Below are 13,502 nucleotides of genomic sequence, written 5' to 3' on the forward strand. Positions count from 1 at the left end.
GAAGGGAACCCGCCCTCGCCTGGGGCTCGGGCACTCTGAGTCGCAGCCGCACAACGACGACACGCTCCACCGCGCCGCCCGCTCACCCACCGCGGACGGGCGGCACGCAAGCCCGCACGCCGACGTGAGTGAGTAGTAGAAGAGGGAACGGAATGCCGAAGCCGAGGAAGGCTGGGAGGTTCGGGAGGAGTCCCGGGCATCACAACCTGATGATGGCCAACCTGGCGACCGAGCTGTTCCGGCACGGCCGGATCCGGACGACCCACGCCAAGGCCAAGACGGTTCAGCCCATCGCCGAGCGGATGATCACGCTCGCCAAGCGCGGTGATCTCCACAGTCGACGTCAGGTGCTGCAGGTGATCCGTGACCAGGAGGTCGTGCATCGGCTGTTCGCCGACGTCGGCCCCGCCTTCAGCGAGCGCAACGGCGGTTACACCCGTGTGCTGCGCCTGGGCGCGCGCAAGGGCGACGCCGCGCCGATGGCGCTGATCGAGCTGGTCGAGGACGTCGCGGATGCCAGGGCGACCGACGGCGACGGGCAGTCCCGTCGCAGGTGGAGCCTGCGCCGCCGCCGCGAGGGGCCGGCCGGCACCACGACACCGGCTGCGGCCGACGACGTCGACGAGGACGCGGACCTTCAGTCCGAGCCGGCCGACGAGACCGAACAGGAGGACGACGCCGCCGTGGTCGAGGTCGCGACGACCAACCAGGGCGCGGTCGTCCCGGAGATCGCCGACGAGGACGACGCAGAGGCCGAGACGGACGCATCGGACAACGACGATGACGACGCGGATGACAGCGACCGCGACTGACGCGTGATCATCGGTTCGTGACGGCCCGTCGTCGGCCCCCGCGCGACGACCGGGGCGGTGGGACCATCAGGCTGCGCATCGACCTGGCCTACGACGGCACCGGGTTCCGAGGGTTCGCCCGCCAGCCCGACCAGGTGACGGTGCAGGGTGTGCTCGAGGACGCGCTGGCACGCCTTGCCGGCACGACGGTTGCGACCGTCGGCGCCGGCCGGACCGATGCCGGGGTCCACGCGACGGCTCAGACCATCCACGTCGATGCGCCGCGCGACAGCAGGCTGGTGCGTGACCTCGACCGAGCGCGCAGCGCGCTCGACGCGATGTGTGGCCCGGCGATGACGATCTGGCGCGTCCGACGGGTTCCGACGGCATTCGACGCGCGGTTCTCGGCGACCCAGCGCCGGTACCGTTACCGGCTGTGCGACAACGACGCCATGGCGCCGCTGTGGCGGCACGACACCTGGCACGTGGGTGGTCCCGCGCTCGACGTCGACGCCATGCATGCGGGGGCGCAGGCGTTGCTTGGGGAGCACGACTTCAGCTCGTTCTGCCGTCGCCGTGACGACCAGCATCTGATCCGGCGCATCGACCGCGCCCGGATCCACAGGGTGCGGGCCGGGCTCGTCGCCGTCGACCTGGCGGGCCGCGCGTTCTGCCACCAGATGGTCCGGTCGGTCACCGGCTGTCTGCTGGCGGTCGGTCGGGGACGTCACCCCGCCGCGTGGACCGCCGACGTGCTCGCGGCGAGGGACCGGCAGGCCGTCGGCCAGGTCGCGCCACCCCATGGACTGACGCTCACGGGCGTCAGCTACGCGTGACCCGTCTGGGGAACACGACGGCGCTCGGCGGGGAGATGCCTCCCCAGTGCGTGCGGCGGGCTGAGCACCTGGAGACACCCGTTGCGTTCCATGGTGAGATCGTCCCCAGGTTGGGGCTGTGGCGTCGCAGCGGCGGTCGCGGCGCAGCGCACGCCTGCTATGCTGGACCGCCGTGGCAGCGCCTCCTGCCTGTTGCCCGCGATCTCGCGGAGCCCGGTTCCACGAGACACACCACCCTAGATCCTCGGGACGGTCAGACCTTCATGCGCACCTATTCACCCCGACCCAGCGACATCGACCGCGCGTGGTACGTGGTCGACGCCCAGGACGAGATCCTGGGTCGGCTGGCCACGCGGATCGCGCACGTGCTGCGCGGCAAGCACAAGCCAACGTACGCCCCGCACATGGACATGGGCGACCACGTGATCGTGATCAACGCCGGCGGCGTGCAGCTGACCGGCAGCAAGGGGACGCAGTCGCTGGCCTACCGCCACTCGGGGTTCCCAGGCGGGCTGAAGTCGGTCCCGTTCGCCCGCCTGCTGGCCGAGTCGCCGGAGCGGCTCGTCGAGCGCGCCGTCCGCGGCATGCTGCCCAAGAACAGCCTCGGTCGGGCGATGATGAGCAAGCTGAAGGTGTACCCCGGAGCCGAGCACCCCCACGCGGCGCAGAGGCCGCAGCCGCTGCCCGAGCACCTGACCTGACGCCAGTCGACGACGAGGAACGAGTACGACGATGGCCAAGATCTTCACGGGCCGGCGCAAGACGTCGGTCGCCCGCGTGCGACTGGAGCGGGGGAGCGGGCAGTTCTCCCTCAACGGCCGCCCGCTGGAGGACTACTTCCCGACCGAGACCCTGCAGGGCCTGGTGCGCGAACCCTTCGCGGTCACCGAGTCGGCCGGGCAGTTCGACGTGATCGCCCGGATCCACGGCGGCGGCACCACTGGCCAGGCGGGCGCGCTGCGGCTGGGCATCGCCCGTGCGCTGGAGGACGAGGAGCCGGACTGGCGTGCGCCGCTGAAGTCGGCCGGCCTGCTCACCCGCGATCCCCGCAAGGTCGAGCGCAAGAAGTACGGGCTGAAGAAGGCGCGCAAGGCTCCGCAGTACAGCAAGCGCTGAGGCCGGCGTGGGCCAGCTGTTCGGCACAGACGGCATCCGTGGCGTCGCCAACACCGAGCTGACCCCCGAGCTCGTCGTCGGGCTCGGCCGTGCCCTCGTCCGGACGCTCTGCGAGGAGGGCAAGGACCGTCCGAACGTGCTGGTCGGGCGTGACCCGCGAGCGTCGGGGGAGATGCTCGAGGCCGCCCTGGTCGCCGGCGTCACCTCGGCCGGAGGCGACGTGATCGGCGTCGGGGTCATGCCGACCCCGGGTGTCGCCTTCCTGACCGCCGAGACGGTGAGCGTCGACGCCGGGGCGATGATCTCGGCCAGCCACAACCCAGTCGAGGACAACGGGATCAAGTTCTTCGGTCCCGACGGCGGGAAGCTGACCGATGCCGAGGAGGAGCGCATCGAGCAGCTGCTCCAGCTCGTCGCCAACGACCGCCCGGTCGGGGCGCACATCGGTCGGTTCCGCCGCGACCACGAGCTGCTCGTACGCTACGTCGAGCACCTCGCGGCCGCGGCGGACACAAGCCTGTCGGACCTGCACGTCGTCGTGGACTGCGCCAACGGTTCCGCGTCGGATGTCGCGCCGTTCGTGCTTCGCCGGCTCGGCGCGAACGTCGACGTGATCAACGCCAAGCCGGACGGCACGAACATCAACGCCGGCTGCGGGTCGACCCGCCCGGACGTCATCTGCGAGGCCGTGGTTGCCGCTGGTGCCGACATCGGCCTGTCCCACGACGGTGACGCCGACCGCCTGATCGCGGCGGACCACACGGGTGCGATCGTCGACGGCGACGTCATCCTGGCGATCCTGGCCGCCGACCGGCAGCGCCACGGTGGACTCGACACCGTGGTCACGACGGTCATGACCAACCTGGGGTTCACCCTGGCCATGAACGCGCTGGACATCGAGGTGGTCCAGACCCAGGTGGGCGACCGCTACGTGCGCGAGGCGATGCTCGCCGGTGACCACCCGCTCGGCGGCGAGCAGTCCGGTCACATCATCCTGACCGACTATGCGACGACCGGTGACGGAGTGCTGACGGCGATCCGCCTGTTGTCGGTGCTCGCGCGATCGGGCACAACCCTGCACGAGCTGGCGACGATCATGGAGCGCATGCCGCAGGTGCTGCGCAACGTCGGCAACGTCGATCGTGAGCGCCTGCCGGAGGCCGAGGCGGTCTGGCGTGCCGTCGAGTCGGAGACCGAGGCGCTGGGCGACCGCGGACGCGTGCTCGTGCGAGCATCGGGCACCGAGCCCCTGGTGCGGGTGATGGTCGAGGCCGACACCGAGGACCGCGCGTCCGAGGTCGCGGACCGCCTCGTCAAGGTCGTCGCCGCAGAGCTCAGCCTCGACTGACGCGCCGCGGTCGGCGCAGGATGGGTAGGGCGCCGGGATACCGGGCCGGCCGTCCCTCGTACGCGAGGCCTGCGACCATGATGACCACAGCCAGCCATGCGACGACGACGACGGCCATGACCGTCGCCGGCGTCGGCAGCGTGACAAGTGCCAACGCGTACACCAGTACCGACAGGTGGAAGTTCAGCGCCTCACGGGCGTGGTGCGTCAGGAAGTCGTCGCGCCGGTGGGCGGCGACCCAGACGACGGCCGGTCCGACGATCCCGGCCGCGGTCGGGATCGAGAGGAAGAACCCGACGCAGGTCGAGAGGTGGACCATCATGGCCAGCGACCGCGACGCGGACCGCGGCACGGGCGCGTTCGGTGCGGCCGCGCTCATCAGCACCTCCGGGGCCGGGCCATCAGGCCACCCTAGCGACGTTCACCGGGCCGCGGCGACGGGAGGTGGACGGACATGACCGACCGCAGCGTGGTCGCCCTCGCCGGCGGCATCGGTGCCGCGCGGTTCCTGCGGGGCCTGGTGCGGGTCGTGCCCGCCGACGCCCTGACGGTGGTGGCCAACACCGGCGACGACCTGTACCTGCACGGCCTGCACATCAGCCCGGACCTCGACACGATCACCTACACCCTCGGCGGTGGGGTGCACCCTGTGCAAGGGTGGGGACGCGCCGACGAGCGCCGCATCGTGTCGACCGAGCTGGCGGAGCGATACCGGGAGCCCTCCTGGTTCACGCTCGGCGACCGAGACCTGGCGACGCACCTGCTACGCACCGGCATGCTCGCCGACGGCGCCACGCTGTCGCAGGCGACCGCTCGGATCGCCGCAGCCTGGAAGCTGCCGCTGCGGCTGCTACCGATGACCGACGACCACGTCGCCACGATGATCGAGACCGTCGACGGGCGGACCCTGCACTTCCAGGAGTGGTGGGTGGGCGAGCGCGCCAAGCTCGACGTCGCCGCCGTGCGCCTCGACGGCGCCGACCGTGCGCGTCCCGCCCCCGGAGTCCTCGACGCGATCGCCGACGCGGCGGTCGTCCTGCTGTGCCCGTCGAACCCCGTCGTGTCGATCGGCACGATCCTCGACGTCCCCGGCATCCGTGGGGCGTTGCGCGACCGGACCGTCGTCGGCGTCTCGCCGATCGTCGGCGGTCGCGTGGTCCGTGGTATGGCCGACCGGCTGCTGCCGGCGATCGGTGTGGACGTGTCGGCGCGAGGGGTCGCGGCGCTCTACGCCGACTTCCTCGATGGCTGGATCATCGACGAGGCCGACGCGGCGGACGCCGACACCATCGCCCGGACCGGTGTCGCCGTGCGGGTGACCGACACCATCATGCGCACGCCCGAGGTGTCGGCCGCCTTGGCCCGGACAGCGCTCGACCTGGCCGCCGCGACCGGGCGGCGATGACGGCGCCCGACAGTCCCACCGGTGGCCCCCTGCAGGTGCTGCCGGTCGCCGGCCTGCCCGACATCGCACGCGGCGATGACCTGGCGGCAATGATCGGCGACCACGCGGACCTCCGAGACGGTGATGTCGTGGTCGTGGCGTCGAAGATCGTGAGCAAGGCCGAGGGCGCGCTTGTGCATCCCCACCCCGGTGAGTCCCGCGCCGAGACACGGGTCAGGGCCGTTGCCACCCAGGCGGTGCGCGTCGTGGCCGACGCTCCATGGGTGACGATCGTCGAGACGGCCCACGGTTTCGTGTGCGCCAACGCCGGGGTCGACGCGTCGAACGTCAACGGCGACGACGTCGTGCTGCTGCCGGCCGACCCCGACGCCAGCGCCGCGCGCCTGCGTGACGGGCTCCGAGCCCGTCCCGGCGTGGACGTGGGTGTCATCGTCGCCGACACCTTCGGCCGGCCGTGGCGCATGGGCCAGACCGATGTGGCTCTCGGGGTCGCCGGGGTGCCCGCGCTGCGCTCCGAGATCGGCAGCCGCGACCGGTACGGGCGCGTGCTCGACATGACCGAGACGGCGATCGCCGACGAGCTGGCGGGGGCCGCGGACCTGGTCCGACGGAAGGGGGAGGGGATTCCTGTCGTGGTCGTCCGGGGGCTTGTGTTCGACCCTGACGAGGCCGCCAGCGGGCGGGACCTGCTCCGGCCGTCGGAGGACGATCTGTTCCGCCGTGGACGGGGCGGGCTGGCCACCGCGCTGGTCGACGAGCCCGCGCGCTTCGCCGCACCCGTCGACCGCCGGGACCTGTGGCGTGCGCAGGCGGGGGTCGAGGCGGTGTGCGGCGCGGCGGTGCGGCTTCGGACTGCGCGCCCCCGTGATCGCCGTCAGGGCACGGAGATCGTGGTCACCGCCGACACGGCCATCACGGCGGGTCTCGCAGCTGGCCTCCTGCTCGCCCTGCTGGTCGACCTGGGCTATGGTGCGGTACTTGTCGAGGTCGCCGACGCGCCGACGGTCTGGGCGGGACGGCCGGATGCCGGGACCCGACAACTGAACTGACGTCCATGCAGAGGCGGACCGACATGTGCGGAATCATCGGCTACACCGGCGCCTCGTCGGTCGTCGACATCCTGATCGGGGGTCTGGCGACCCTGGAGTACCGCGGATACGACTCGGCGGGCATCGCGGTCGTGACCGGCAACGGCGACCCGCGGGTGCGGGTCGTCAAGCGGGCCGGGAAGCTCTCGAACCTACGGGAGATCCTGGACGGCACGTGGCTCGACGGGACGACGGGCATCGGACACACGCGCTGGGCTACCCACGGTGAGCCCAACGACCGCAACGCCCACCCCCACCACGACGCCGACGGCGACCTGGCGATCATTCACAACGGCATCTTCGAGAACTTCGCCGACCTCAAAGCCGAGCTGGCCGTGGCCGGCCACGAGTTCGTCTCCGACACCGACAGCGAGGTCATCGCGCATCTGATCGGCGCGAACTACGAGGGGGCCGACGGCGGTCCGGAGTCGCTGAACGCCGCGGTCCGGGCGGCGCTGCGGCGGGTCGAGGGCGCCTTTGCCATCGCGGTGGTCGACCGCCGGGCGCCCGAGACGATCGTGGCGTCGCGGCGCGAGGCGCCGCTGGTGCTCGGGCACCTCGACGGCGCGAGCCTGCTGTCGTCGGACGTCGCGGGCCTGATCCGCCACACGCGCGACGTCGAGGCACTGCTCGACGACCAGGTCGCCACGCTGACGCCCGACGGCATCACCGTCACCGACCTCGACGGCAACTCGACCACGGGCCATCGGTACACGGTCGACTGGGACATCGACGTCGCCGAGAAGCAGGGCTACGCGCATTTCATGCTCAAGGAGATCCACGAGCAGCCGGGCGCCCTGCACGAGACCCTGCTCGGGCGGACCCGCGACGGGCGCATCGTCCTCGACGAGCAGCGCCTCGACGACGACGAGCTCCGCCACCTCGACAAGGTCTACGTCGTGGCCTGCGGCACCAGCTACCACGCCGGCATGGTCGCCAAGTACGCGCTGGAGCACTGGTCCCGGGTCCCGGTCGAGGTCGAGATCGCCAGCGAGTTCCGTTACCGCGATCCCATCCTGTCCCCGCACACGCTGGTGGTCGCCATCAGCCAGTCAGGTGAGACAGCTGACACGTTGGCCGCCGCCGCGCACGCGCGGGCGCAGCGGGCGAAGGTCGTCGCCATCAGCAACGTCGTCGGCAGCTCGTTGGCACGCGAGGCCGATGCCGTGCTCTACACGCGGGCGGGGCCCGAGATCGCCGTCGCGTCGACCAAGGCGTTCACGACGCAGATCCTCGCGCTGGAGCTGCTGGCCCTGTTCCTGGCGCAGCTGCGGCGCGCGATGTTCCCCGACGAGTGTCGCGACCAGCTCGGGCGCATGGAGGCGCTGCCGGACCTGATGGAGCAGGTCTTCCAGCAGGAGGCGGCGCTGAGGGAGCTCGCGGCGAACATCGCCGGCGCCAGCTACGTGATGTTCATCGGCCGCCAGGTCGGGCTGCCGATCGCCCTCGAGGGAGCGCTGAAGCTCAAGGAGATCAGCTACCTGCACGCCGAGGGCTTCCCCGCAGGCGAGATGAAGCACGGACCGATCGCCCTGATCGAGCATGGCGGTCCCGTCGTGGCGCTGGCGACCGCCGGCCACGTGCGCGGCAAGATCGTGTCGAACATCCAGGAGGTCAAGGCGCGCGGCGCGATGGTCATCGCGATCGCCACCGAAGGCGACACCGAGATCAAGGAGCACGCCGACCATGTGATCTACGTGCCCGAGGTTCACGAGCTGCTCTACCCGATGCTGACGGTGGTGCCATTGCAGCTGCTGTCCTACTTCATCGCGACCGAACTCGGCCGCGATGTCGACCAGCCGCGCAACCTGGCCAAGACCGTCACGGTCGAGTAGCCGCCGGGCCGTGGCCGTCGTCGGCGTCGGCGTCGACGCGATCGAAATCGCCAGGGTCGAGCGTGCCCTGGCGCGCACGCCGTCGCTCGTCGATCGGCTGTTCACCGAGGCCGAGCAGGCCCACTGCACGCTGCGTGACGGGCGAGGCCGGGCCGCGCGCTTCGCCGGGCGCTTCGCTGCCAAGGAGGCCGTCGCGAAGGCGCTGGGCACCGGCGTCGTGGGCTTCGGCTTCCGCGACATCGAGATCGTCAGCGACGGCGAAGGGGCGCCGCGTGTCGTGCTCGCCGCCGCGGCGACCGTGGTCGCGTCGCGCATGGGGATCGCCCGCGTCCACGTGTCGCTGTCGCTAACCACAACTGTCGCGGTCGCCTCCGCGGTGGCCGAGTCCTGACCGCCGCGTGGCCGTCGGTGCCGGCTGCCCGGTGCTCGGTGCCACGCAACCCGGGCGTGGCACGCCCAGGGTGTCGCCCATCCCGCTCATGATCGTCGGAACGATCTCGCTCAGCGGGATGCCGGCGACGAGCGCGACGATGAAGCTTACGACGAGCAACGCAACGAACGCCTGCAACTTCAGCTACATGACGAGCACGAGCAACAGCGCCACTCCACCCGCGGCGATCAACAGCAGCGCGGCAACCGACATCAGGTCTCCTGTTCGTCGGCTCCTGTGAGCGCGGCATCGCCCAGGAGCGGTTCGAGATGCTCGGTGAGGTTGGCGTACCGCCCCGCTACGCGGTCGTACCGCCCGACGGCGGCGGTCTCGGGAGCGACCGCGCGCGCGATCGCCAGCTGGTCGCAGGCGACGTCCAGGTCGTCGATCATGTCGACGCCGTCCATGGCCAGCAGCGCCGCGCCCCACGCCACGGCCTCATTGACGTCTGGCACCTCCAACTCGGCGTCAAGCACGTCGGCGACGATCTGCAGCCACAGGTCGGACGCCACGAACCCGCCGGTCACGCGCAGTCGGTGCAGCTCGGCACCCGCATCGCGCAGCGCGTCGGCGACCAGCCGTAGCTGCAGTGCGACGCCCTCGAGCGCGGCTCTCACCACGTGCCCACGCTCGTGCTCGACGCGCAGACCGAACAGGACGCCACCGTGCAGCGGCGTCCATCGCGGCGCCCGCTCGCCGGTGAGGTAGGGCAGCATGACAAGACCCCCGCTGCCGGGCGCGATCCGGCCTGCCTCCGCGACCATCGCGTCGTAGTCGTCGCCGCCGAACAGGTTGTGGGCCCACTGCAGGACCAGTCCACCGTTGCTGATCGCGCCGCCGAGCACCCAGCGTCGTCCGGTGAGCGCGTAGCAGAACGTGCGCATGTCCGGATCGGTGCGGGGTTGGGGCACGGTGACGCGGATGGCGCCGCTGGTGCCGATGGTCAGCGCCGCCACCGTAGGATCGAGCGCGCCGACGCCGAGGTTCGCGAGCACGCCGTCGCTGGCTCCGATGACCACCGGTGTCTGGGGGTCGAGTCCGAGCTGCTCCGCGGCGCCCGGGGTCAGGTGCTCGAGGACGGTCGACGTCGGTACCGGCTGTCCCAGCTGCCCGGCGTCGACATGGGCCAGGGCGAGCGCCTCGGGGTGCCAGTCGAGCGTCTCGATGCCGAACAGGCCGGTGGCCGACGCGACGGCGTGGTCGACGACGTCGCTGTCGCACAGCCGCCGCAGGAGGTGCTCCTTGATCGACACCCAGCGGCGGACCCGCCGGCACAGATCCGGTCGCTCCTCGTGAAACCACAGCAGCTTGGCCAGTGGGGCCATCGGGTGCAGCGGTGTGCCGGTCGCGTGGTACAGCGCGAATCCCGTGTCACGGCGGATCCGCTGCGCCTGCGGCCAGGCGCGGCTGTCGGCGAACGTCAACATCGGCGTCAGCGCGTGGTCGTCACCGTCGAGCCCGATCAGGCTGTGCATCACGGTGCCCAGCCCGATGGCCGCGACAGCGCGGTGACCCGCGGACGCCACGACGTCGGCGATGGCGGTGAGCACGGCGTCCACCACCTGGTCCGGATCCTGCTCGGACCAGCCTGGACGCGGACTGTGCAGGGGATAGCCGCGGTCGGCCGATGCCACGACCGTGCCGTCGGCGCGGTGCGCGACCGCCTTGACGGAGGTCGTGCCCACGTCCACACCGATCACGACGCCGTCGGACATCAACCCCCCTGATCGGCACCGCTGTACCCGCTGGTCGCGCCCGGCGAAACGCCGGCAGCAGCCGCACCACCGAGCGCGCTGCGACCGGCGACCTGGGCCACCGTGCGGCGGTTGCCACGCCTCGTCGTGGCGCTCCGATGTGTCCGCCGTCAGCCGTCGGCCGGGTCACCGACGTGGGTACCGCCCTCGCGGACCGTTACGCCGTGCAGGTGGCAGGCGACCTGGCGTCCCTCGACGGTCTGGATCGCCGGTTCCGGTCCCGGCCCGAACGCCAACGACACGCCGCCACCGTCGGTCGTGACGTCGGTGACCGCCGAGAAGACCGCGGTCGGCAGTTGCGGACCGTGCTCGCGGAGCCAGGACGCCAGCCCGTCGGGGTCGGCGGACGGGAAGCGGACTTCGTCGCGGGCGACCCGCACGTTGTCCAGGTCGCCGCCGACCATGGCGAGCTCGCGCTCGAAGGTGTCCTCGTCGACCCTTGTCCAGCGGTCCTCGAGCGCGTCGACCAGGTCGCGACCCTCCCAGCCGCACGACGCGAACGCCTCGGGACACCGGGGGTGGAAGCGGCACCCCGCCGGCGGCGCCACCGCATTGGGGATCTCGCCGCGTGGCAGGCGCTTGTCACGGCCCCGCCGCGACGGGTCGGGCAGTGGCACGGCGTTCAGCAGCGACTGGGTGTAGGGATGCTGCGGAGCGTCGTACACCTGTGCGGTGTCGCCCCACTCGACCATCTGGCCCAGGTACAGGATGCCGATCCGGTCGCACAGGAACCGGCCGCTGGCGAGGTCGTGGGTGATGTAGAGGTAGGTCAGGCCGAGCTGCTCCTTGAGGTCGAGCATCAGCTCCAGGACCATGGCGCGGACGCTCATGTCCAGCGACGCCACGGGCTCGTCGGCGACGACGAGCTCGGGCTCGGTGATCAGCGCGCGTGCGATGACGCACCGCTGCTTCTGGCCGCCGGACAGGTCGTCGGGGTAGACGTCGAGGAAGTGCACGGCGGGTGCGAGGCCGCATCGCTCGAGCATCTCGACGACCTTCGCGCGGGCCTGCCTGCGGTTCGACGCCAGGCCGTGGATTCGCAGTGGGTGACCGACGCCCTGGACGATCGTCATGGCCGGGTTCAACGCCGACGCGGGATCCTGAAAGATCATGCCCAGGTGGCGGCGCAGCGGCCGGAACTGCTTCTCCGACAGCTGCGCGAGGTCCTGGTCCTTCCACCGGATGTGGCCCGACGTCGCCTTGACCAGTCCGAGGATGGTGCGGCCCAACGTGGTCTTGCCCGACCCCGACTCGCCGACCAGGCCGAAGATCTCGCCGCTGCGGATGTCGAACGACACGTCGTCGACGGCGCGGACGAGGGCCCGCTCACCCGACGACAGCATCCCGCCCCCGACGTCGAAGTACGTGCACAGGTGGTCGACGTCGAGCACCACGTCGCGCTGGCCGGGCGCACGGGGACCCGTCTCGGCCGGCGCGGTCATGACTGTGACCGACCGTTACCGCTGCATGAGGTCATGTGCGCGCCGCCTCGCGTGGATACGCGGTGGCATGCAGCAGGCACGCCGCCGACCACTCGTCGCCGACGGTGCCGAGGACCGGGTCGACGTCGTCGCAGTCGTCGAAGCGCTTTGGGCAGCGGGGTGCGTACCGGCATCCGCTGGGCGGGTCCACCAGATCGGGAGGCGCGCCGTCGATGCTCGACAGCACGGTCGTGTCGACGCTGATCACCGACTCGAGCAGGCCCTGCGTGTAGGGGTGCTGCGGATCGTTGAACACCTGCTCGACCGGACCGATCTCGACGATGCGACCGGCGTACATCACCGCGACCCTGTCGCAGGTCTCCGCGACGATGCCGAGGTTGTGGGTGATCAGCAGCAGGCCGACGCGCTCCTCGTAGCGCAGCCGCTCGAGGAGGTCGAGGATCTGCGCCTCGACGATGACGTCGAGCGACGTGGTGGGCTCGTCCGCGATGATGACCGACGGTTCGAGGACCAGCGCCAGCGCGATCATGATGCGCTGGCGCATGCCGCCGGAGAACTCGTGCGGGTAGTCGTTGATCCGTGTCGGCGGGATGCCCATCTGTCGCAGCGCGGTGCGCCCCTTCTGGAGCGCCTCGTCCCGGCTGACGTCCGACTGGTGCGCCCGCACCGTCTCGACGAAGTGCGACGAGATGCGCATGAGGGGGTTCAGCCGGCTCATCGGCTCCTGGAAGACGAGTGCGAGCTCCTCGGAGCGGACGCTCCGCAGCGTCCGCTGGTCGAGCCCGACCAGCTCACGCCCGTTGAGCTCGACGCTTCCTCCGACGGCGGCGCCGGGAGGGAGCAGTTGCATGAGCCCACGGCCCAGCGTCGACTTGCCGCAGCCCGACTCGCCGACGAGGCCGAGGCTCTCGCCGGGCGCCAGTTCGAAGCTCACGCCGTCGACCGCGCCCAGCGATCCCCGTGCCGTCCCGTACGCCACTCGCAGGTCGCGCACCTTCAACGCCGGCGCCGTCATGACGACCACCCGAGCACCGGGCACACGCCGTGGACAGAACCGTTGCCCCGAGCAGCACTCACGGGGTGTCCTTGGTCTCGACCGAGCCCTGGAAGGCCTGGGTGCGCAGGAGGGGGTTGATGATGTCGTTGAGGCCCTCGCCGACCAGGGTCAGCCCGACGACCAGCGTGGTGATCGCGACGCCGGGGAACAGGGCCGTCCACCAGAAGCCGCTCACGACGTCGCTGATGGCGCGGGACACGTCCAGGCCCCATTCGGCAGCGGGGTAGTCGATGCCCAGGCCGAGGAAGCCGAGTGCGGCGAGCGTGAGCACGCCGTCGGCGGCGTTGAGCGTGAAGATGACCGGCACGCTCTGGACGACGTTGAAGAACACGTAGCGGGTGACGACCGTCGTCGGCGACGCCCCGAGCGAGCGTGCGGCCTCGACGAACGTCTCCTCCTT

General features: G+C 71.2%; 14 protein-coding genes. 9 read left to right on the plus strand and 5 right to left on the minus strand.

The window, feature by feature from the left end; translation table 11 throughout:
• The first annotated feature begins 152 nt into the window (after positions 1–152).
• From rplQ to glmM, 5 genes are all read left to right on the plus strand, one after another.
• Positions 153–812 (plus strand): 50S ribosomal protein L17, encoded by a 660-nt coding sequence (gene rplQ / locus VK923_20210; GenBank protein HSJ47001.1) that lies wholly within the window; start codon positions 153–155, stop codon positions 810–812.
• A gap of 17 nt (positions 813–829) precedes the next feature.
• On the plus strand, positions 830–1,627 hold the full coding sequence (truA, locus tag VK923_20215) for a tRNA pseudouridine(38-40) synthase TruA (GenBank protein HSJ47002.1): 798 nt from the start codon (positions 830–832) through the stop codon (positions 1,625–1,627).
• Between the two features lie 263 nt (positions 1,628–1,890).
• A complete protein-coding gene (rplM, locus tag VK923_20220) occupies positions 1,891–2,328 on the plus strand; it encodes a 50S ribosomal protein L13 (protein HSJ47003.1) in 438 nt (145 codons plus the stop codon).
• Between the two features lie 31 nt (positions 2,329–2,359).
• Positions 2,360–2,743: a 30S ribosomal protein S9 gene (gene rpsI, locus VK923_20225; GenBank protein ID HSJ47004.1), complete on the plus strand. Its 384-nt coding sequence runs from the start codon at positions 2,360–2,362 to the stop codon at positions 2,741–2,743.
• Between the two features lie 7 nt (positions 2,744–2,750).
• A complete protein-coding gene (gene glmM, locus VK923_20230; GenBank protein HSJ47005.1) occupies positions 2,751–4,091 on the plus strand; it encodes a phosphoglucosamine mutase in 1,341 nt (446 codons plus the stop codon).
• On the opposite strand, the gene VK923_20235 is transcribed toward glmM, so the two are convergent.
• Entirely contained in the window at positions 4,078–4,470 is a 393-nt protein-coding gene (locus tag VK923_20235; GenBank protein HSJ47006.1) for a DUF4870 domain-containing protein, read from the minus strand. The two genes, glmM and VK923_20235, sit on opposite strands and share 14 nt — an antisense overlap.
• A gap of 75 nt (positions 4,471–4,545) precedes the next feature.
• Between VK923_20235 and cofD the strand changes: the two genes are divergently transcribed.
• From cofD to acpS, 4 genes are read left to right on the plus strand one after another with little or no spacing between them, the layout of a single operon-like run.
• Positions 4,546–5,496, plus strand: coding sequence for a 2-phospho-L-lactate transferase (gene cofD, locus VK923_20240; protein ID HSJ47007.1), 951 nt, complete (start codon positions 4,546–4,548; stop codon positions 5,494–5,496).
• Positions 5,493–6,545, plus strand: a complete 1,053-nt coding sequence (gene cofE / locus VK923_20245) for a coenzyme F420-0:L-glutamate ligase (protein HSJ47008.1) — start codon at positions 5,493–5,495, stop codon at positions 6,543–6,545. Before cofD ends, cofE begins: the two co-directional genes overlap by 4 nt.
• Positions 6,546–6,568: 23 nt before the next feature.
• The gene (gene glmS, locus VK923_20250; protein ID HSJ47009.1) at positions 6,569–8,419 is read left to right on the plus strand and encodes a glutamine--fructose-6-phosphate transaminase (isomerizing); all 1,851 of its coding nucleotides are present in this window, start codon (positions 6,569–6,571) and stop codon (positions 8,417–8,419) included.
• Positions 8,420–8,429: 10 nt separating this feature from the next.
• Positions 8,430–8,810 carry a holo-ACP synthase gene (acpS, locus tag VK923_20255; GenBank protein ID HSJ47010.1) on the plus strand — a complete coding sequence of 127 codons (381 nt, stop codon included), beginning with the start codon at positions 8,430–8,432 and terminating at the stop codon, positions 8,808–8,810.
• A 251-nt stretch (positions 8,811–9,061) separates the two neighbouring features.
• Here the strand turns inward: acpS and VK923_20260 are convergent, their stop codons facing one another.
• The 4 genes from VK923_20260 to VK923_20275 all read right to left on the minus strand — a co-directional run.
• The gene (locus VK923_20260; GenBank protein ID HSJ47011.1) at positions 9,062–10,564 is read right to left on the minus strand and encodes a gluconokinase; all 1,503 of its coding nucleotides are present in this window, start codon (positions 10,562–10,564) and stop codon (positions 9,062–9,064) included.
• 149 nt (positions 10,565–10,713) lie between these two features.
• On the minus strand, positions 10,714–12,045 hold the full coding sequence (locus VK923_20265; protein ID HSJ47012.1) for an ABC transporter ATP-binding protein: 1,332 nt from the start codon (positions 12,043–12,045) through the stop codon (positions 10,714–10,716).
• A 31-nt stretch (positions 12,046–12,076) separates the two neighbouring features.
• Positions 12,077–13,060 carry an ABC transporter ATP-binding protein gene (locus VK923_20270; GenBank protein ID HSJ47013.1) on the minus strand — a complete coding sequence of 328 codons (984 nt, stop codon included), beginning with the start codon at positions 13,058–13,060 and terminating at the stop codon, positions 12,077–12,079.
• A gap of 58 nt (positions 13,061–13,118) precedes the next feature.
• A partial coding sequence (locus VK923_20275) for an ABC transporter permease subunit (protein HSJ47014.1) occupies positions 13,119–13,502 on the minus strand: 384 nt, incomplete at its 5' end.

The organism is Euzebyales bacterium (assembly GCA_035461305.1).
Lineage (GTDB): Bacteria > Actinomycetota > Nitriliruptoria > Euzebyales > JAHELV01 > JAHELV01.